18 protein-coding genes are annotated in these 20,498 nt (G+C 59.8%); 13 read left to right on the top strand and 5 right to left on the bottom strand.

Features of this window, described 5'->3' with window-relative positions; genetic code table 11:
- Nucleotides 1-31 precede the first annotated feature (31 nt).
- Nucleotides 32-508, top strand: a complete 477-nt coding sequence (locus tag QM600_RS00420) for an SRPBCC family protein (RefSeq protein ID WP_283259512.1) — start codon at nucleotides 32-34, stop codon at nucleotides 506-508.
- Nucleotides 509-710: 202 nt separating this feature from the next.
- Nucleotides 711-1,100: a hypothetical protein gene (locus QM600_RS00415; protein WP_283259511.1), complete on the top strand. Its 390-nt coding sequence runs from the start codon at nucleotides 711-713 to the stop codon at nucleotides 1,098-1,100.
- Nucleotides 1,101-1,220: 120 nt separating this feature from the next.
- Here QM600_RS00415 and QM600_RS00410 read toward each other — a convergent pair whose 3' ends face one another.
- Entirely contained in the window at nucleotides 1,221-2,384 is a 1,164-nt protein-coding gene (locus QM600_RS00410; protein ID WP_283259510.1) for a sensor histidine kinase, read from the bottom strand.
- Between the two features lie 65 nt (nucleotides 2,385-2,449).
- Here QM600_RS00410 and QM600_RS00405 point away from each other — a divergent pair, with 65 nt between their 5' ends.
- The 3 genes from QM600_RS00405 to QM600_RS00395 are packed head-to-tail and all read left to right on the top strand — an operon-like array spanning nucleotide 2,450 to nucleotide 6,079.
- Nucleotides 2,450-3,190 (top strand): TSUP family transporter, encoded by a 741-nt coding sequence (locus QM600_RS00405; protein WP_502942837.1) that lies wholly within the window; start codon nucleotides 2,450-2,452, stop codon nucleotides 3,188-3,190.
- A 4-nt stretch (nucleotides 3,191-3,194) separates the two neighbouring features.
- On the top strand, nucleotides 3,195-4,721 hold the full coding sequence (locus QM600_RS00400) for a TldD/PmbA family protein (RefSeq protein ID WP_283259508.1): 1,527 nt from the start codon (nucleotides 3,195-3,197) through the stop codon (nucleotides 4,719-4,721).
- On the top strand, nucleotides 4,718-6,079 hold the full coding sequence (locus QM600_RS00395) for a metallopeptidase TldD-related protein (RefSeq protein WP_283259507.1): 1,362 nt from the start codon (nucleotides 4,718-4,720) through the stop codon (nucleotides 6,077-6,079). Before QM600_RS00400 ends, QM600_RS00395 begins: the two co-directional genes overlap by 4 nt.
- A gap of 60 nt (nucleotides 6,080-6,139) precedes the next feature.
- On the opposite strand, the gene QM600_RS00390 is transcribed toward QM600_RS00395, so the two are convergent.
- Nucleotides 6,140-7,510 carry a trimethylamine monooxygenase gene (locus tag QM600_RS00390; protein ID WP_283259662.1) on the bottom strand — a complete coding sequence of 457 codons (1,371 nt, stop codon included), beginning with the start codon at nucleotides 7,508-7,510 and terminating at the stop codon, nucleotides 6,140-6,142.
- Nucleotides 7,511-7,921: 411 nt separating this feature from the next.
- On the opposite strand from QM600_RS00390, the gene QM600_RS00385 reads away from it, so the two are divergent.
- A complete protein-coding gene (locus tag QM600_RS00385) occupies nucleotides 7,922-9,238 on the top strand; it encodes a ferredoxin reductase family protein (protein WP_283259506.1) in 1,317 nt (438 codons plus the stop codon).
- 318 nt (nucleotides 9,239-9,556) lie between these two features.
- Nucleotides 9,557-10,216: a maleylpyruvate isomerase family mycothiol-dependent enzyme gene (locus QM600_RS00380; protein WP_283259505.1), complete on the top strand. Its 660-nt coding sequence runs from the start codon at nucleotides 9,557-9,559 to the stop codon at nucleotides 10,214-10,216.
- 52 nt (nucleotides 10,217-10,268) lie between these two features.
- Here the strand turns inward: QM600_RS00380 and QM600_RS00375 are convergent, their stop codons facing one another.
- Together QM600_RS00375 and QM600_RS00370 are read right to left on the bottom strand one after the other, a co-directional pair.
- Nucleotides 10,269-10,970 carry a hypothetical protein gene (locus tag QM600_RS00375; protein WP_283259504.1) on the bottom strand — a complete coding sequence of 234 codons (702 nt, stop codon included), beginning with the start codon at nucleotides 10,968-10,970 and terminating at the stop codon, nucleotides 10,269-10,271.
- 459 nt (nucleotides 10,971-11,429) lie between these two features.
- Nucleotides 11,430-11,849, bottom strand: coding sequence for a hypothetical protein (locus tag QM600_RS00370; RefSeq protein WP_283259503.1), 420 nt, complete (start codon nucleotides 11,847-11,849; stop codon nucleotides 11,430-11,432).
- Between the two features lie 818 nt (nucleotides 11,850-12,667).
- Between QM600_RS00370 and mhpA the strand changes: the two genes are divergently transcribed.
- The 5 genes from mhpA to QM600_RS00345 are packed head-to-tail and all read left to right on the top strand — an operon-like array spanning nucleotide 12,668 to nucleotide 18,405.
- Nucleotides 12,668-14,389, top strand: a complete 1,722-nt coding sequence (gene mhpA, locus QM600_RS00365) for a bifunctional 3-(3-hydroxy-phenyl)propionate/3-hydroxycinnamic acid hydroxylase MhpA (protein WP_283259502.1) — start codon at nucleotides 12,668-12,670, stop codon at nucleotides 14,387-14,389.
- Between the two features lie 48 nt (nucleotides 14,390-14,437).
- Nucleotides 14,438-15,304, top strand: coding sequence for an alpha/beta fold hydrolase (locus QM600_RS00360; protein ID WP_283259501.1), 867 nt, complete (start codon nucleotides 14,438-14,440; stop codon nucleotides 15,302-15,304).
- Nucleotides 15,301-16,245, top strand: a complete 945-nt coding sequence (locus QM600_RS00355; RefSeq protein ID WP_283259500.1) for a 3-carboxyethylcatechol 2,3-dioxygenase — start codon at nucleotides 15,301-15,303, stop codon at nucleotides 16,243-16,245. Before QM600_RS00360 ends, QM600_RS00355 begins: the two co-directional genes overlap by 4 nt.
- A gap of 51 nt (nucleotides 16,246-16,296) precedes the next feature.
- Nucleotides 16,297-17,658, top strand: a complete 1,362-nt coding sequence (locus tag QM600_RS00350; RefSeq protein ID WP_283259499.1) for an MFS transporter — start codon at nucleotides 16,297-16,299, stop codon at nucleotides 17,656-17,658.
- 48 nt (nucleotides 17,659-17,706) lie between these two features.
- Nucleotides 17,707-18,405: an IclR family transcriptional regulator gene (locus QM600_RS00345; protein ID WP_283259498.1), complete on the top strand. Its 699-nt coding sequence runs from the start codon at nucleotides 17,707-17,709 to the stop codon at nucleotides 18,403-18,405.
- Nucleotides 18,406-18,630: 225 nt separating this feature from the next.
- On the opposite strand, the gene QM600_RS00340 is transcribed toward QM600_RS00345, so the two are convergent.
- On the bottom strand, nucleotides 18,631-19,608 hold the full coding sequence (locus QM600_RS00340; RefSeq protein ID WP_283259661.1) for a GlxA family transcriptional regulator: 978 nt from the start codon (nucleotides 19,606-19,608) through the stop codon (nucleotides 18,631-18,633).
- Between the two features lie 56 nt (nucleotides 19,609-19,664).
- Between QM600_RS00340 and QM600_RS00335 the strand changes: the two genes are divergently transcribed.
- Complete coding sequence (locus QM600_RS00335) at nucleotides 19,665-20,300, top strand: isochorismatase family protein (protein ID WP_283259497.1); 636 nt, start codon at nucleotides 19,665-19,667, stop codon at nucleotides 20,298-20,300.
- Nucleotides 20,301-20,498: the final 198 nt, after the last annotated feature.

Raw genomic sequence — 20,498 nt, 5'->3', positions numbered from 1 at the left:
CGTCAAGAAAACATCTGACAGTATTCCTCATATGACTACTGAGCGAATCGAAGTGCAACGGACCATCCGCGCGGATCCCTCATCGATCTTCACGGTCCTCTGCGATCCTCAAGGGCACGTTGCTATCGACGGCTCCGGAATGTTGATGGATGCAGATGGCGACATCGTGACGGCGGTGGGCGACAGCTTTGTCGTACACATGGATCGTGAGGCTCTCGGTGACATTCCGATGGGCGAGTACGACGTGACGGTGAGCATCAAAACCTTTGTGCCGGAACGTGAAATCGCCTGGACGATCATGGGACAGATTCGACCGCCGATCGGGCACGTCTACGGTTATCGGATCGAACCCACCGACGACGGCTCCCTCGTGACTTCGTACTACGACTGGTCCGACATCAACCCCACATGGCGTGAGGCAGGCATCTTTCCGGTCATCGCCGAAGGGTCGTTGAAGTCCACCCTCGGAATTCTTGCTCGTACCGTACGCCGAGGCTATTCGCACTGACCAGATTCATCGCGCAGACTCGCCTCACTCAGACCGGCCGGATGACCGACTCCACGAGGTCGTGAGCCGCATTGTCTGACCGGTTCGAATGTGGTGGAGGAGGACGAGATCGCCGTTCGGCGTGCTGAGCAGTCTTCGAGGCGTTCGATGATCGTCCCCGTATCGGGGCCGGAGTGCCCACCTACTCGCCCTCCATCGCACTGTGCCCGATCCCATTGCCGACCCCCGCCCGGTGCCCACGACATCGACGTCCAAGGCAAGACTGAAGACGGCACACTGCACCATCTCGTTTCTCAGGCTCGCAGAGACCGGGTTCACCGGTCTTGCCGTCATGAACCGCAGCAGCGGCTCGGCCGGTGAAATCCTGCAAACAGCAGGTGCCGGCCACCGTCGTGAGGTTGTCAATCTCGGCGATGTCATCGAACACGACGGCGCACCGAAACTCCTGCGCGGATCCGACTGGGAACCGGTCGGGCGCCGTCGCGGTATCGAAGGCGCTTGCCGTCACTTCCTCCAGTCCGTCCGCGACGGCACCACGCTAGACGCCGAAGACGCGCTCATTACACACGAGTGGTGCGAGGACTCCGCATGATCACTTTTGTCGTGCCGCCTTGGGATCGGCGACGCGCGACGTAGGCGCGAGTGTCGGGATCTGTACGCATCCGGACGAGAACTCCACCAACGAGCGAATCAACTGGTCAACGCCGTTCAGTCAATCCTTGATCTCGAGCGGCAATTCCGCGTACACCCGCCAACTACCGTCCGGACGGCGACCGGTTTCGAGAGTTCCGTGCAGGACGTGGACCCGCTCGCGCATGCCGACCAATCCGTTGCCCGAACCACCGATGAATGCTGATCTCGCAGAACCGTTGTCGATCACTTCGACCAGAACGGCGGTCTCGGTGCGTCGCACAGTCACTCGCGCTTTCGGATTTTCGCCCGCATGCCGCAGCACGTTTGTCAGTGATTCCTGGACAAGTCGGTGGATTCCCAAGCTGACGGACGGGCTGATGTCGTCGAGTTCCCCGGTCAATTCCAGCCGCACATGCAGCCCCGTCGCCCGCATCATCTCCACGACTTTGGCGATGCCGGCAGTTCCGTGCTGAGGCATCGCGTCGTCGCTGACTTCGGACCGCAGGAGTGAGACGGTGCGACGCAGTTCTGCGAGCGCATCACGGCCGGTACTCGAGATGTTGCCCAGCGCCTTCTTGGCTAGTGCAGGATTGGTATCCACGGCGAAAGAAGCGCCGTCGGCCTGGACGATCATTACGCTCACCGCGTGGGCGACGACGTCGTGGAGTTCGCGGGCGATACGTGTGCGCTCAGTTGCGACAGCTTCTTCGGCGCGACGGTCACGATCGTATTCGGCAACTTTCAGACGCGCCGCCACTTCCTCGTCGTATGCCCTTCTTGCACTGAAGAATTCAGCAGTGATCCAGGCAAGAGCAAACAGCAGTGCAGAAATGATGATCCCGAGGATCACGTCTTGTCGCACAACCAACGAGGACAATACGGTGTCCACGACGAGCAGACCGAGGTAGACGGCAGCGGTACGCCGGTCGACGTACGCCACCAGGGTGTAGAGAGCGACACCGAGTGCCAGGAGGCCGGGATGCTCGGCTGCAGCGTTATCCGTCGTCCACATGATGACTGTGCTGGTCAACGACATCAGGAGAATCGCTGCAGCTGACACTCGCGGGTACTTGCGTCGCCACACGACCGGCAGGCAGATCAGAAGTCCGAGAACAAGCTGTGGCCAGCGCTCATCGCGATCCGAACCCACGAACGAAACAACTTCGAGGATAAAGAAGAGCAGCGCCAGCGCACTGTCCGCGATCATGGGTTTACCCCGCAGCCACAGGCTGAACCTCCTCATGCGATCAAGACTGTCACAACTATGAAAGAGTCACCGCCGTGGATATCGCGGACTGGGGCCTGCTCATGACAGCTGCAACTGCGGCGGGTTGGGTAGATGCCGTCGTCGGTGGTGGCGGTTTGATTCTGCTCCCGGCACTGTTCTTGGTTGCGCCCCAGTTGACACCGCAGGCAGCACTGGCAACCAACAAGCTGACCGCGTTCACCGGCACCAGCGCCGCTGTATGGACGTTCTCTCGTCGGATACCGATGCAATGGCGTCAACTCGTCCCGGCAGCAATCTCGGCCGCGATCACCTCAGCGTGCGGCGCGGCTGCAGTCTCGTTGATCGACAAGAAATACTTCATTCCCATCGTCATGGTCGTGTTGGTGGGCGTCGCGTTATTTGTGACAATGCGCCCGAGTTTGGGGACAACGCTGGCGACCCATCGCCCGACCCAACGAAAAACAGCGCTGGTGATCTTGCTGTCGGCGGGCCTCATCGGGCTCTACGACGGTTTGCTCGGCCCCGGCACGGGCACTTTCCTGATCATCAGCTTCGCGACGTTCCTCGGCACGGAGTTTGTGCGCAGCGCCGCGATGGCGAAGGTGATCAACCTGGGGTCCAACTTCGGTGCGTTGACGTATTTTGCCGTCACGGGCCATGTGTGGTGGAGCTTGGGACTGGCGATGGCTGTGTGCAATGTGGTGGGCGCCGTCATCGGATCTCGGATGGCGCTGAGCAAAGGCTCCGGCTTTGTGCGGATCACGCTGCTGGTTGTGGTGATTGCCATGGTGATTCGTCTGGGATGGCAGCAGTTCGGCTAGCGTGATGACGGTGACCGTCACCCGAGATGTCGATGCAGATTTCCTCGCCTTTCCGCTCAACGCCGTTGCGGAGGCCGCGCTGTCCGCAGCCCGCGCTGCCGGAGCACAGCATGCGGACGTACGCGTACACCGATTGCTCACCCAGTCGATCCGTTTGCGCGACGGCAACGTTCAAGCCGTCTCAGACAGTGACGAAGTGGGATTAGCCGTCCGCGTCATCGTCGACGGCACGTGGGGTTTCGCTTCGCACGCCGAGGTGTCACCGGACATCGCAGTACTGATGGCCCGCCAAGCCGTCGAAGTTGCCCTTGCATTGCGTTCACTCAACCGCGATCCGGTCACGCTGGCCGATGAACCGATCTATTCCGACGCAACCTGGGTTTCGCCGTACACGGTCGATCCTTTCGCAGTTCCGACGGCCGATAAAGTTGATCTGCTCGTCGATTATTCCGGGCGTCTGCAGGCATCTGATGGCGTCGACCATGTGACGGCGAGTGTCTTGCAGGTCAAGGAGCAGACGTTCTACGCCGACCTTGCCGGTTCCTCCATCACTCAGCAGCGTGTGCGCCTGCACCCCGAGTTCGAGGCAACTGCCGTCGACAAGTCGGCAGGTAGTTTCGAGTCGATGCGGACTTTGGCTCCGCCGGTGGCCCGCGGCTGGGAATATCTGGGCACGGAAAGCACCTGGGACTGGGCCGACGAGCTGGCTCACATCCCAGAGTGGCTGGCCGAGAAGATCAAGGCCCCGTCCGTCACACCAGGTCTGACGGACCTGGTAATCGACCCGACAAATCTGTGGCTCACCATCCACGAATCCATCGGCCATGCAACCGAATACGACCGTGCAATCGGATACGAAGCCGCGTACGCCGGCACCTCTTTCGCGACGCCCGACAAGTTGGGCACACTGAAATACGGCACACCGATCATGCACGTCACCGCTGACCGGACCGCCGAGCACGGCCTGGCCAGCGTCGGATTCGACGACGACGGCGTTGCATCCCAGCGGTGGGATCTGGTGAACGACGGCACATTGGTCGGATACCAACTCGATCGCGCGTTTGCCCCGCGTCTGGGCTTGGAGCGCTCCAACGGTTGCTCGTACGCCGACTCCGCGCACCACGTTCCGATCCAGCGGATGGCCAACGTGTCACTCTCTGCGGATCCCGAAACTGATACGTCGACGGCCAAGTTGATCTCGCGTGTCGAAAACGGCATCTACGTTGTCGGCGACAAATCATGGTCAATTGACATGCAGCGCTACAACTTCCAGTTCACCGGTCAACGATTCTTCAAGATCCGCGACGGCAAGCTCGACGGCCAAGTGCGTGACGTCGCGTATCAAGCCACGACCACGGACTTCTGGGGATCCATGGAAGCCGTCGGCGGAGCATCGACCTGGAAATTGGGCGGCGCCTTCAACTGCGGTAAAGCGCAACCGGGGCAGGTCGCAGCCGTCAGTCATGGTTGCCCGTCCGCACTGTTCCGCGGAGTCAACATTCTCAACACCCGTTCGGAGGCTCAGCAGTGATCACTGCGCAGCAGGTAGTCGAACGCGCATTGGCTGCGCGGACTGTCGACGAATCGATAGTGATCGTGACCGACGCCAGCGAAGCGTCGTTGCGGTGGGCCAACAATTCGATGACCACCAACGGAGTGTCGCTGTCCCGCAGGTGGACGGTCATTTCGATTGTGCGCGACGGTGATGTGGCCCGCGTCGGCACGGTCAGTTCCAGCAGTGTTGATCCCGAGCAGATCCTCGCTGTTGTGAAGGCCAGCGAGGAGGCTGCTCGCACAGCAACGCCCGCCGACGACGCATCCGACCTCGTACCTCCGGGGAAGGCCGATTCCGACTGGGACCTGGACCCGGTTCTGACCGATATCAGTGTCTTTGCGCAACTAGCGTCGGATCTTGCAACAGGTTTCGACGGTGACGATCAGCTGTTCGGCTTTGCTCACCACCAACTGCACACGACGTGGCTGGGTACCTCGAGCGGAGTGCGTCGACGCACTGTCCAGCCCACCGGTTCCGTCGAGATCAACGGCAAGCGCGGCGACGCCAGCGCCTGGGTCGGATCCGGCACTGTCGACTTCACCGACATCTCTATACCGGACTTGTTGTCACAGTTGACCACTCGCCTCGACTGGGCAAAGAATTCGGTGAGTCTGCCGCCCGGACGCTACGAAACGATCCTGCCGCCGTCCGCCGTTGCCGACCTCATGATCTACCTGATGTGGACCATGGAGGGCCGCGGAGCCGAAGAAGGTCACACGGCTCTCTCCACTACCGGCGGAACACGAATCGGTGAAACCCTCGGCAGCCTGCACTTGACACTAACGTCCGACCCTGAAGCCGACGGCCTGGAATCCGCGCCGTTTGTTGTCACCACGTCGTCGAGCGAATCCGTCTCCGTCTTCGACAACGGCATGGACATCGATCGCGTCGACTGGATCAAGGACGGCACGATCGCCGCTCTCGCGTATCCACGTCACGCTGCCCGAGAATTCGGTCGGCCAGTCGCCGTTCCCGGCGACAACCTGCTCCTGACCGGCGGTGACAGCAGTTCCATCGAGGACATGATCGCCAACACCGCGAAGGGGCTCCTTCTCACGACGCTTTGGTACATCCGCGAAGTCGATCCCACGACGCTGCTGCTCACCGGGTTGACCCGCGACGGCGTGTATCTGATCGAGAACGGCAAGATCGTCGGAGCGGTCAACAACTTCCGATTCAACGAGAGCCCACTCGATCTCCTGAGGCGAGTGACTGAGGCCGGACGGACGGAGATCACACTCCCCCGCGAATGGAAAGACTGGTTCACCCGCACCGCCATGCCGCCGCTGCGGATCCCCGACTTCCACATGTCGTCAGTCAGCGCTGCGCAGTAATACGCAAGGTCGTTGTGCCCCAGAACTCTGGGGCACAGCGCCTATGTCAAGAGCGCGCGCTCAACGCTGCAGAGCATGCGTGGGGAGACTGTTTCGGAGGAATGATTCGGACGAGTCATCGAGAATATCGAGCCAGTCATCATGCAACGGCGGCGCGACGGTTCCGGTTAGCGTCGAGGCGTAACTCTGGTTCCGGTAACCCATGATGTCTTTCTTTTTATCGCGCTTCCAGTCTTCGAACAACTGACCTTGTTTTTCGACGTGAAATTCCGGGTAATCGGTCTGGTCGACGAGGTCGCGAATATAGGCGGCCTGGAATTTTATTTCACTGGATGCATTGGTCAGCGATTCCTCGCGCCCACGCCATTCCTCGATATCCTGGTCTCGAATGTCATGATCGGGCAGTTCAATTCGACCGAGAATAACGTCTCGCGCATACCAGGCCTGCGCGTCGAACATATTGAAAGTGAAGTACTGGTCCTGCATGCCCAGATACATCAGTTTCGGATTGTCCTGAAAGAAAATTCCCTTGTAGATATCTCGTGGATAAAGCCTGTTGTTGGTCTTCAGCTTGAGATTGTCCGGCAGGAATGAGAAGTGATGCTGATAGCCGGTGCACAGAATGATGGCATCGACTTCGCGGGTGCTGCCGTCCTGGAACTTGGCGACGTTGCCGTCCAGTCCGGTGAGCAGTGGAACCTCGGAGAAGGCGTCGGGCCAGTCGTGTCCCATCGGGGCGGTGCGGTAACTGAACGTGACTTCTGCGGCCCCGTACTTGTAGCACTGAGTCCCGATGTCCTCGGCGGAGTAGCTGCTACCCACCAGGAGCAGACGCTTTCCCGTAAACTCGCGGGCATCGCGGAAGTCGTGGGCGTGCAGAACTCGCCCCGGGAACTGTTCCAAGCCCTCGAAGTCCGGTGCGTTGGGCGTAGAGAAGTGCCCGGTAGCGACGATGACGTAGTCGAACTCGTTGGATTCGAGTTGCCCACGGTCATGGTCCATGACGGTGACCGTGAATTTCTCGGTCTCATCGCAATACGTCACCCCGTGGACGGCGGTATTGAAGCGAATGTACTTGCGCACATCGCTCTTCTCAACGCGACCCATGATGTATTCGAGGAGAACTTCACGCGGAGGGTATGAAGGAATTGGATGCCCGAAATGTTCCTCGAAGGAATAATCGGCAAATTCCAGACATTCCTTGGGGCCGTTCGACCACAGGTATCGGTACATACTTGCGTGAACTGGTTCTCCGTTTTGATCCAGACCTGTGCGCCAGTTGTAATTCCACATGCCGCCCCAGTCGCTTTGCTTTTCATAGCACACTATGTCGGGGACCGAGCCAAGACCTGATTTCCGTGCAGATTCGAATGCTCGCAACTGCGCGAGGCCACTCGGACCAGCTCCTAGAATCGCGATCTTTGGCGTCAAAGTAATCTCCCTATTTTGCTCGACATTTACCTCAGTATAACGAAGAAAATAGGTGACTCGTGTACGGTGTCCGCGTCGCAAAAATTCGGCACGTATTTTGTCTCAATATTTGCAGCGATATTTGCTCTAATCACGTGCCATAAATTTACCCGAAAGACCTTGTAGCAAAGGCGCATTCGACCAAATTTTCGAGGGAGCGGTCCACAGCGGTACGGGAGTCACTGCGGCCGGGTCGAGATGGGAGCGGTTCGAGAGTTCGGTGCCGACGGCCGGCCCGGGCGACGCACCATTGCGATCCACCGTGTTCGAGCCCCGACAGGCACTGCTCGGAGTAACGTCCCGGATGGTGACTGCCGATGTTCCGGCACCGAACCACCCTGCCCATAGCGATGAAGAGGGGCATGTCCGATCATGACACTGCTATCACGGGGAATCGCCTGGATCGGGCTCTATCTGGCAGTGACGGTGATACCGTTGGCGTTTGCGGTACTCGGCCATTCCGGTCCGGGGCGCGGTTTCCTCACCGAATTCTCTGTCGCCCTCGGCTTTATCGGACTGTCGATGATGGGGATGCAGTTCGCGCTGGTCGCACGATTCCAAACGGCGGCAAAACCCTTCGGGGAAGACGCTCTGGTCCAATTTCATCGCGAGATTTCATACGTCGCGCTCGCGTTCATTCTGGCGCATCCGATCCTTCTGCAGGTGGCCGGAATCGACATCGTGGGCCTGCTCAATCTTGCGCAAGCCCCCTGGCGGGCACGGTTCGCGGTGACCTCGATAGTGCTGTTGTTGGTGCTCATTGCCACCTCGATCTGGCGTCGGCGAATGAAGATTCGTTACGAGGTGTGGCAAGTGATGCACGGGGCGGTGTCCGTACTGGTCGTCGCGTTCGCGCTCGCCCATGTTTTTCTGGTCGGTTACTACGTCGACGAGGCGTGGAAGAAATGCCTGTGGGCGATCATGACCTGCGCACTGATCTTTCTATTGTTGTGGGTTCGGGTAATCAGGCCGATTATGCGTTTGCGCCAACCCTGGAAGATCGAGTCGGTGATCCCTGAACGTGGTGACGCCGTCACGTTGACGATGGTCCCCATCGGCCACAGTGGTTTCCGATTCGAACCAGGTCAGTTCGGCTGGCTCACCGTCGACCGCTCACCATTCTCGGTCACCTCGCACCCGTTCTCGTTCTCATCCAGTGCTGAGAACGGAACGGCAATATCAATGACCATCAAATCGCTCGGCGATTTCACCTCCACCGTCGGAACCATCTCCCCCGGCACTCCGGCCTATCTCGACGGACCACACGGCGTCTTCACACCGGACCGCAACGACGGCCCGGGTTTCGTTCTGATTGCAGGCGGAGTCGGCATAACACCGATGATGAGCATTCTGCGGACCATGGCTGATCGCCGAGACAGTCGACCTTATCTGCTCTTTTACGCCAGCAACTCGCTCGATGACATCACCTTCGACGAGGAACTAAACGAACTGAAGATGCGTGTGAATCTGACAATCGTCCATATCTTGAGGTCCCCGCCAACGGATTGGACCGGCGAACAAGGGTTCCTTGATCGCGACATGATTGCCCGCCATCTCCCGGACCATCATGAGCGTCTGCAGTACTTCGTCTGTGGGCCAGGCCCGATGCTCGATGCCATCGAGGATGCGCTCACCGTGCTGGGAGTGCCGGCGCCACATCTACACACCGAACGATTCATCTTCGTCTGATCGGAGTTTTCCATGCGTCACGTTTACACCACGCGCGCCGTCATACTCATTACGCTCCTACTTCTCGCGGCGTCCGTCGTATTCGGTCTGGCGATGGCCTGAGCTGAACCACACCAGTGTTAGGCTAATTTCGTCGCGCGAGTTGTGGATTGACATCCACCTCGCGCCTTTGTCGTCCAGGGGCGCGTCTGGATCTGTCGATGCACTAGCCGAAACATCACCGGCAGGTGCTCCGGACACCAACGCGCACAATCTTCCTACCGAGATGACGTCGCCGACGCTGGGTAAAGTTGCGTCACCTAGTAGAAGGAATCCGGGATGGCAAGATCGCGGGACGACCACCTGATGGCCTTGATTCACGCCGAGCGGGCGTCATTGGCCGAGGACTTGGCAGGCCTCAGCGCGGAGCAGTGGAGGCACGGCACCTTGTGTGGCCAGTGGGACGTCGAGCAGGTCGTCGCCCACCTCACCGCCGCTGCGAACCTCAACCAGTGGCAGTGGGTGCGAAGCATGGTCGGTGCGCGATTCCGTCCCGATGTGCACAACCAACGCCGAATGCTGGAGCATCTCGGCACCGTCCCCGACGAGACACTCGAACAATTCCGTGCCGTCATAAACAGCAGCACAACACCTTCGGGACACACGCCGGCCTACCTCGGCGAAGTCGTCGTACACGCCCAGGACATCCGGCAACCGCTCGGCATTCCCCGGACACCGAGCGTCGGCGCTCTGACGCCCGTGGCCGAATTCTTTGCCCGACGTGACTTCGCTGTTCCGAGCCGTACCCGCGTCGCCGGCCTCCAACTACGTGCGGACGACGGACCGTTTGCCACGGGCTCCGGTCCCCTGATTACCGGATCGACCCTTGCCCTCGTGATGAGCATGGCGGGCCGGGTGCCGTACATCGACCAACTCGACGGCGCGGGTGTGCCGACTCTGCGCTCACGCATCAATGGCACAGCCGATCCCCGGAACTGACGAGGCGGCACCACCCTGGTGACTGTGTAGATCCGGATCCCCCGATGCGGCACTACTCAAGACAGAAAACACCGTCGCCAGGCTGCGCTGACGGATCGGGAATCAAGTCGACGCACCTCTCGATACCAGCCGCGCCGGATGTGAAATCCGAAAGCTGCGGACACACGTGGACGATCGCAGAATGGATCAGGTATTCGTACGCGGCAATGTCCGAACGACGGGAACCCTGAGCCTGAAGTGATTGCCACACAACGTCCGTCCCTTGCTCCGCGATCGACGTACACGCCCGGCGACCTAGTTCGGCGGCGTGACCACGAACCTCACGCAACGGGGTCCCGGCGTACAAGGCACCGTCGAGGTGCGGTAGCCCACATATATCCTGGGCGAAGGCGCCGTCACCGCCAGGCGGCACCGAGTCGTTCACAATTTGGGACCATTCCGCCCCCTTCTGGCTTTCCAGGTCCTGACGCGAGGGAAACGACTGTTCCGGGTAGTGGTTGCGTTGGTCGTCGAAGATGTTCTGCCAGTATGCAACCGACTCCTCGATGCTCATGTTGGGCAGATCTGCGTCGAGGCAATGTGCGGACGGGTCCATCGGTGCATCTGCGGGCAGTTCGACAAAGTATCGAGGATTCGGCGTCTGCGCGGCCTCCGCGACATCGCTCAACTTCTCCGTGGGACTGCACGCAACCACAGCAAGTCCCGCGACAGCGAGGACTATTCCAGTCGCTGCCGGGATGCGCCGAAAACTCATTGCAAGACCTTCCGCGAAGAAATCATGTACAGATTGGGTTCGTTCGCAAACCGTAACCTCGGACAGTTACGCAACCATCGCAAAAACGTCCAAAGCTTACTGCTCTCCCATAGTCTGAGCAGAGGCCCCAGTTCGGTCGATCACCGCCTTGGCTTCGGGGGACTCGCTTCCGCCCAATACTGAACACCTGCAACACGATTGCCAGCAACCCCACAACAAACCACCCGCTCCAAGGCCTCGGAATCACAGCAGGAATCAAGCACAGCAGCACCGGCACCGCCAGAACAGGCAGCACCGACCACCCGGAATAGCCCCAGATCGACTGATTACACTCGGCCTGCGCCCCGGAGAGTCCGATCTCGCAATTCGTGATCTCGAAGATCTGCCACGACGCCACGAACACGCCGAATGCGGTAGCGACAATCGCCAACACGAACCACGCCAACCGAATTGCCGTCATCACCCGAGCCTGCCATCGGTGGCGTCCAATACCCCGGACCGGATCGATCTCCGGCCGGTTCTGAGGTACTGATCCGTGAGATGGACTCCCGAGTCGACCTGCCCGATGACGTCCGACGACGCTTGCAGCGGGATATACCCGTCGACGAGCACGCGGCGGCATCCGTCGATCTCAACAAGTACTGGAACGTCGTTTCTCCCTGTTTCCGCTAGTGACAGCGTCATGCCAGCGGCGATGCTCGCGACCACCGAACACTCACCTGCGAGCGGAAAACCGGTGAACAACTGATCAAGACTTTCCGGGAGTAATTCAACTCCGGCGAAGACAGTGTTTCCGTCCGGTTCGGTGATGTAGCGACACACACCACCGCCACCCCAGTACTGGCCCGCCGCCAGTATCTGATCGCCGATTTCGGGCATTACCCGAATCGTGTTGCAGCCCATCAGCTCCAGAACCAAGTCCGGCCTGACCTGAACTGCATGCTCGATCCGGCCGACCTTGTCGAGTGTGAACGCGTACGGTCTCGGCTATCGGGAACGGGGGTCCTCCCCCGACTGCGCGCTTGGTGATCATCAGACATCCTTCGCCCGCCCTTACGGCCGCGATCCCCTCACGAACAGTGGTAACGACAGGTCCGACGCCGATCGGCGCACCCGCCGGGGTGTAGCGCGGAAAGTGATAGTCGCTCCACTCGTCGTTGGTGGCGCCCTACTGCTCAAGAGATTGCGAAAATGTTCGACAGTCACATTCAGATTGGCTTCGTGGTCATAATCTCGGGAATGATTCGCTGACTTCGATGTTCCTCCCACGCCCTCTTCGCTTCAGCCGTACGCAGGTTCGAACCACCCAACTCACCTGGGACGGCGCGTAGATACCGCCGGGTATGCGGCTTACAACCGAGACGCGCCACAGGCGAAATCATCGATACCGAACATCGCAGACGCTAACCGTGTCGCCATGTGGACCTGCCAGCGCAAGGAACAGTCAGGCCTAACATTATCGCGCGGCCGTCGCCAGTCCACTTCCTCTTCCTCCTTGTCGAAAAATGTCCCTACCTGCTTTTTTCGTTCACTCTCCTGTCATCGAGATCACTGTCTGCGGCGTCCCATTGGGCGCAGATTGCGCTGCCCATCACAAAAGCTGATTGACGTACCTCGATTCTTGGTTTCTAATGGTCCATGTTGCGCAAATAACGCACCCTTACGTTCGATAGTTGCATTAACCCAGATGGGGAGCCATGAAAACCACTCAGGACACCGAAGTGCTCATCGTCGGCGCCGGTCCCGCCGGCCTGATGCTTGCCAATATCCTCGGCATGTACGGCAAGCAGGTCACAGTGCTCGAAGCCATGGATGCGCTCATCGATTACCCACGCGGCGTCGGACTCGACGACGAGTCATTCCGCACCATTCAGACGGTGGGCCTGGTGGACGCGATCCGCCCGCACACCAACCCGCAGCACATCATGCGGTTGGTCAACGGGGCAGGCAAGGTCATGCTGGTCAACAACCCGCAGACCGTTGAATTCGGCTGGGAACGCAAGCATGGTTTCATCCAGCCTGAAGCTGACAAGGCTCTCTACGAGGGGCTTGCCCGCTTCGACAACGTCCAGGTGCTGTTCGGGCATCGCGTCGAGAATGTGGAAGAAGACGGACAGTCCGTCACCGCGATCGCACTGGTAGCAAGGCCGGACGGAACCGTCGAGGAACGCCGCTTCAGTGCGCAGTATCTGGTGGGGTGCGAAGGCGGCAAGTCGCCGACCCGTAAGCGTCTCGGCGTCAGCTTCGAGGGCGAATCACCCTCCACCCGTTGGCTTGTCGTGGACGTCAACAACGACCCACTCGGAACCCCCAATGTCTTCCTGGGTGCGGATCCGAAGCGTCCCTACGTATCCATCGGTTTGCCCCATGCAGTACGACGCTGGGAGTTCATGCTCCACGACGACGAAACTGAAGAGCAGGTCACGGATCCGGACTACGTGAATGCCCTTCTGTCAGATCATGTTCCAAACCCATCGGAGCTGGACTTCATCCGTCGACGCGTATTCACCCACCACGGCCGGGTGGCCTCCAACTTCCGGAAGGGTCGGCAGTTGATCGCCGGCGATGCCGCGCACCTGATGCCGGTGTGGATGGGCCAGGGCTGGAACTCCGGAATGCGTGATGCAACAAATCTGGGCTGGAAATTAGCCGCCGTCTTGTCCGGACAGGCGGATGACGCTCTGCTCGATACCTACACATCCGAGCGTAAGGACCATGCGCAAGCAATGGTGGACCTGTCGCTGACCTTCGGCCGGCTCATCAAGATCACCAATCCGGTAGGAGCAGTTCTCCGTGATGCCGCATCATCAGTGCTCAACCTCTTCCCTCAGGTCAAGAGCTACTTCGCGGACATGCGGTTCAAACCGATGCCGCGGTACACCACCGGCGTCCTTGCTGATCCGAACACACAGGAATCGGGAAGTGCTGCAGCAAAACTCACCAGCAAACTCATCCCGGTCCTGACGGCCAACGTCAAGAACTCCCCCGTTGGCGTTCAGTTTCCACAGCCGCGCGTGAACTCGCTCACTGCGTCGGATCAACTGCTCGACGACGTCATCGGCAACTGGTGGTCGGTCATCGTCTGGGGCAATAACCCCAAGGACGTCTTGCCGCGGGCCTCGCTCGACAAGTTGTCCGCGCTCGGAGCCCGCCTGGTTGTGGTGGTCCCGGAGACCCAACGCGAATGGGCCGAGAAGAGAATGGATTCGGATGTGCTGGTCCTGGGCGATCACACCGGCCGCCTCAAGAAATGGTTCGACGACCGACCCACGCCCCTGGTTTTCCTCCGCCCCGACCGTTTTGTGGCCGGCGCCTGCCTGACACAACATGCTCCGGCCACGCTGGACGCGATTCTGAAAGCAATGCGGTTCAACGAATCCAGCACCAGCAGCGAAACCCGGGTCCCGATAGCTCGCTAGCCTCGCCTCGATTCACAACACTGACCTCCCGAGAAAGCCAGATACTTCATGACGACTACCGAGATTCCCGCATACACCACTGACGCATTCTTCGGCCTCGACGACAAATGGATCGAAACCGCCGACGGAGAACTCACCCACTATCACGAACTGGGAGAAGGCACACCGATCCTCTTCCTGCACGGGTCGGGAACCGGCGTCACCGCTGCCGCAAACTGGTGGCTCAACCTTCCGACCCTCAGTAAGCAGGGACGTTGCATCGCAATCGATTCCATCGGCTACGGACAGAGCGTCGTTGCTCCGAACACGGAATACGGCATCAAAGAGTGGGTACGCCATGCCGTGCGCGTGCTCGACGCACTGGGTATCGAGAAGACGTGGATCGTCGGAAACTCCCTCGGCGGCTGGCTGGCTTTCCAGTTCGCGATCGACTATCCCGAGCGCCTACTGGGCATCGTCTCGATGGGTACCGGCGGGGCAAAGCTGACGGGCGCATTGGCCGGACACTCCAATCCGAACCTGTCAGAAGAGGGCATCCGCAAAACACTCGAACTCTTCGTCGTAGACAAGTCCCTTGTCACCGACGAATTGGTGGCACTGCGGTACCAATCGGCACTCAACGACACCGCGTCGGATCGACTGGCCGAGGTCGTTGCGGCACGCGACCGTGACCGCACCGAGCTACCGCTGGACTTCGATGTATTGTCCCGCTTGGATATTCCCGTTCTGCTGATCCACGGCGTCCAGGATGTTGTCATCCCGGTTTCGCGGACCTGGGAACTGCTCAACGTCATCCCGCATGCTGATTCGCACATCTTCAGCCAGTGCGGTCACTGGTCACAGGTCGAGCGGGCAGAAGAATTCAATACCGTTATTACGCAGTACCTTTCCGCTCGGGGTGTGAGCCGGTCATGAAGCAGGCATTGCTGTGCATGTCGCACAGTCCCCTACTGCACCATCTCGATCCGCCCGCCGACGTCAAGGCATCGGTGGAAGCAGCATTCGACCAGGCACGTGCATTTGTCACGAGTTTCGATCCTGATGTGATCGTGAACTTCGGGCCAGATCACTACAACGGCTTCTTCTACGATCTGATGCCGCCGTTCTGCATCGGGTACAAAGCCAAAGGCAGCGGTGACTACGACTCGTTCGCCGGCGACCTGGACGTACCCGAGGCGATTGCCGAGGAACTGGCGCAGTTCGTGATGGATCAGGGTCTCGATATCGCGATTTCCCGTCAGATGGAGGTCGATCACGGCGCGGTGCAACCGATGGAGATCATCTACGGCGACGTGGCGTCCAAGCCTCTGATTCCGGTGTTCGTCAACTCTGTGGCCAGGCCGTTTGTGAAGGTCGCGCGGGTACGCAAGTTCGGTGAGGCTGTCGGCGAGTATTTCAAGAACTCCGACAAGAAGGTCCTGTTCATCGGTTCCGGTGGACTGTCACATGATCCGCCGGTTCCGCAGATCGCCACGGCCAACGAGGCGCAGCGCAAGATGCTCACCGACGGACGGAATCCCACGCCGGAAGCCCGTGCGGCACGGCAGCAGAGGGTCATCGATACTGCAGTCAAATTTGCCGCAAATGAAGCCGACATCATGGATCTGAACCCAGAGTGGGACAGAGGATTTCTCGATGTTTGTGCATCGGGCAACGTCGAGGACTTCGATAGCTACACCGCTGACGACATGGATGCGGTAGCCGGGCACTCCTCTCACGAGGTACGAAACTGGGTCGCTGCCTACTCAGCCCTTCGCGCGTGCGGCGAATACGAGATCACTTACGAGTTCTACCGGCCGATCAAGGAATACATTTCCGGCTTTGCCGTCACGACAGCGGTTTTGAGAGAACCCTGACCGCCACCGAGTAGGGCGAATGCCCTCCCGACTTTATGAAAGTAGATCTCGATGGATGTTCGTGAAGCGATTCGGACGCAACCGATGCGTCGATACCAGATTTCGACGATCGCAATCTGTTTGATACTCAGCATGATCGACGGTTTCGAAATCCTGGTCATGGCGTTCGTAGCGCCGCACCTGGGGAAATCTTGGGACATCAGTTCCGTCGAGATCGGCTATCTGCTCAGCGCCGGAATCATCGGTACAGCACTGGGCGCAATCTTCATTTCCCCGCTGGCGGACAAGATCGGTCGGCGCAAGCTGGCGATCTTGTGTCTGGTCGGCATCACCGTCGGCATGGCCTTATCAGCATGCGCCGTCAACGTACCGCAACTAATCGCCTTCCGTGTGTTTGCAGGCTTGGGTATCGGCGGCTTGGTTGCCAATCTAAATGTTCTGGTATCGGAATTCAGTTCGGACAAACGACGAGGCACCGCCCTCGGAATCTACGGTGTCGGATACCCGCTCGGCGGTGCTGTCGGCGGAGCGATCTCCGGCGTCCTGATTTCGGTCTTCGACTGGCGATCCGCATTCATCTTCGGCACAGTCATCACCGCGATCATGTTGGTGGTCGTGATCAAAACGCTGCCCGAATCGATCGAATTCCTGATCGAGAAGAGGCCCGCGGGCGCTTTGATTCAGTACAACCAGATCGCGGACAAGCTCGGTTACGCACACTCCACTGAGCTGCCGACTCCCATTCGCGCAACGGAACGCGTCGTGCGCGATGGGCTGTTCAAGGGAATCATGTTGCGACGCACGATCTTACTGTGGGTGGGATACTCATGCTTGATTGCGTCTTTCTACTTCGCGAATACCTGGACACCGAAGTTGCTCTCAGACGCAACGGGTGACTCGAATATGGGCGTGACTGCGGGTGTACTCGTCAACGTCGGTGGCGTCATCGGTTCGATCATCTTTGCCGGACTGTCGATTGTGTTGCGGCCCAGGATTGTGACTGCGCTCCTCATGTTCGGCGGCGTGCTTGCATTTGTCGGCTATGCCACCGGATTCCATATCGTCGCACTGGCTTTGTCGCTCGCGGTGCTCGTCGGTATTTTCGCGAACGGAGGCATCACGGGCTTCTACGCGATCAGCCCGCCCATCTATCCAGCTGCGGCTCGTGGGACCGGCGTCGGCTGGATGATCGGGTGCGGTCGAACGGTATCGATCATCGCCCCCATTCTCACCGGCTACCTTCTCAACGACGGTTGGACACCGAAGTCCGTCTACATGATGTTCGGTGGAGTTTTGGTGGTGGCCGGTATCGCGACACTGCTACTCGACGCCACCTATCGTGGCCGAAGCGAGAACCCGGAGACACCGGAGGCAAACCGGGAAACCAATACGGCCGACGCAATCTCCGATTGAACCATGTGTCGATCTGCCGGCATGTCCCGAGGGAATAGAGTCCATACTGTGACTTCAGAATCGAATGGGTCGTCAGTCAAACAACCAGGCTCGCAGACACTGGCCCGCGGCTTGCAAGCTCTCGAATTGGTGGCCACCACACCCGACGGGATGACTATCCAGGAAGTTGCCGACGCGCTGGGCGTCCATCGGACCATCGCGTCACGATTACTTACCACCGTCGCCGACTTTCGGCTCATCAAACGCAGCACGGACGGTAAGTACCGCGCCGCTGGCGGATTGGCAGCACTGGCTCGAGACCTCTACGCCGGACTACGGGACGAAGCAACACCGTTGTTGCGCAGACTCGCGAATTCCCTGGGCGCGAGCGTCGCAATGTTTGTCGCCGAACGCACCGAAGCGGTAGCCGTCGCGGTGGTCGAACCGAAGAACGCCCGCTACTGGGTATCGTTCCGTGAGGGTGGTCGCCATCCCATAGACCGCGGCGCAGCCGGCTATGCGTTACTCGCCAGTCAACCTCCCCTTCCCGGCGAGTCAAGTCGGGTAACCGACGCCCGCCGCGACGGTTACGTTCTCAGCTACGGTGAAGTCGAGCCCGGCTATTGGGGACTCGGTGTACCCCTGAAACAACCAGCCAACGAGCCAGCCGGATGCCTCACATTGATCTCGGCATCCGAAGAACTCGCCCGAGCCGCTATCCCCGAGATGATCGCAGCTGCAGACAAACTGAGCGGCGAAGCTCAGTAAGCCTGCTCGAGCGGATTTCAGCTCTGTCCTCTTCTGTGGCGAAGCCTTTCTCCCCGGCACCATTGTCAGGTTTGATTGCGACTGCACCCGGAATTGCGTCGACAGCAGCCTCGCACGTCCCCTTCAACGACCGTTCCGTACGCTTCGACCGTGCGACGTTGTCAAGCATCGGAGAGGTCTGACTGCGAGCAATCCCGGTTGCTGGTTCATCCGATAAACCGTCGATCACCGACGAATCCGACTGACAGTTGCCGAGGTTGCGCGGCGACAACGCTCAGTGGTGTTCCCCCCCCCCCCCCGCCGACCGATAGCAGAGTGGTCGGCGAACTGCTTCCGATACGCAGTGGGAGTGGTTGCGAACGAGGAAACGAAGTTCTGCCGAAAGGTGACAGCGCTTCCGAACCCACACGCGACTGCGATGGCATCGATACTCCAGTCTGTCGTCTCCAAGAGAGTGCGAGCCTCGCCCAGTCGCTGCTCGAGAACCCACCGCGCCGGTGTGGTTCCCGTAGCAAGACGGAACTGCCGTACGAAGTTTCGACGGCTCATCCGGGCCTGAGCTGCGAGGCTGTCGATGGAAAGCGACTCGTCGAGTCGCCCGAGCGCCCACTCCAACAGATGTGGCATCGCTGTGTCGGTGGCAGGTTCCGCGAGTGGGCGCTCGATGTACTGAGCCTGCCCGCCCTCTCGGTGTGGTGCGACAACAAGACTCCGTGCCACCCGGGTGGCGACTGCCGATCCAAGATGCTTCCGCACCAGATGCAGGCACGCGTCGATAGCGGAAGCCGTCCCCGCGGAAGTCATGACATCGCCGTGATCGATGTAGAGCACCGATTCGTCCAAGCGGATGCTGGGGTGGCGTTCAGCGAGTGCGGGCATCATCTCCCAATGGGTGACGGCCGAGCGGCCGTCGAGGAACCCGGCGTCGGCGACAGCAAAAGCTCCGAGGCACAACCCTACGATCGGAGTACCGCGAGAGTGCGCGGCGGAAAGCGGTGCTCGCAATCGCTCACTGATCGGTGAAAGTGGCAGCGGCCATGAGGGAATGACCACAATATCGGCCCAGTCGAGTGTGCTCGGTCCCGCTACGTCGCCGATCGAGTATCCCTCGACGGTGCGAACCCCGCCTGCTCGATCAGACCAAAGCCTGGTTTCCCAGGCAGGTGCGAGCCCAAGACGACCTACCGAAGAATGGATGAGCAGCGCCGGCGCCGCCGACGCGCAACTGAACCCGCTCTACCTTCCAGGAGTGATCAACTGTGGCTACACCCCGCCGTGCCCTCATCGTCGTCGACGTCCAGCAGGAGTATTTCGACGGACCTCTACAGATCCAGTACCCGCCGCGCGACGAGTCTCTGGCCAACATCCTCAGCACGGTCAAAGTTGCTGTTGCGAAAGAAGTCCCAGTCGTAATCGTTTCGCACAGGACGCCCGAAGGCGCCCCGATCTTCGCCGAAGGTACGGCCGGTTGGTCACTCCACCCCGAACTCGAGGAACTCGTCGATCCGGCGTGGATGCAGGTACAAAAGCAGTACGCAAGCGTGTTCGCCGGGACCGGTGTCGCCGAATGGTTGCGTGAGAGAAACGTCGACACCATCACGATCGTCGGCTACATGACCAATAACTGCGACCTTGCCACCGCCGCAGAGTCCGACGCCCTGGGGTTTTCCGCTGAGATTCTCGCCGACGCCACCGGGTCGATCCACTTGGCGAACGAGGCAGGGCAGGTATCGGCCGAATCACTGCACAGGACCCTCATGGTTCTTCTTCACTCGAACTTTGCTGCAGTCGCCACGACAGCAGAATGGGTCGACGCCATGCAGTCCGGGGTGAGTTTACCTAAGAGCGATCTTGTGGTGTCAGCCATTCAAGGACGCGAGTTGGCAACCAATTGAGTGTCCAATGACAAAGGACCACAATCGGTTCGGGGATTCTGAATCCGCGCCGAAGCGCCAACGCCGCGACCGACACGGATGCACCGTCCACGGGATCAATGTGTTCAAGGTGTCGAATCGTGCGACACTCGGACAGTGAACGACACCAACCGTGGAAATTCGCAACCTCACCGACCGCGATTGCTGCGCGTTGGCATC

Origin of the sequence: Rhodococcus sp. IEGM 1379 (assembly GCF_030056815.1) — a bacterium.
In the GTDB taxonomy this organism is placed as follows: domain Bacteria; phylum Actinomycetota; class Actinomycetes; order Mycobacteriales; family Mycobacteriaceae; genus Rhodococcus_F.
The sequence above is the reverse complement of the archived record's forward strand: the minus strand, read 5'-3'. Positions and strand labels throughout refer to the sequence as shown.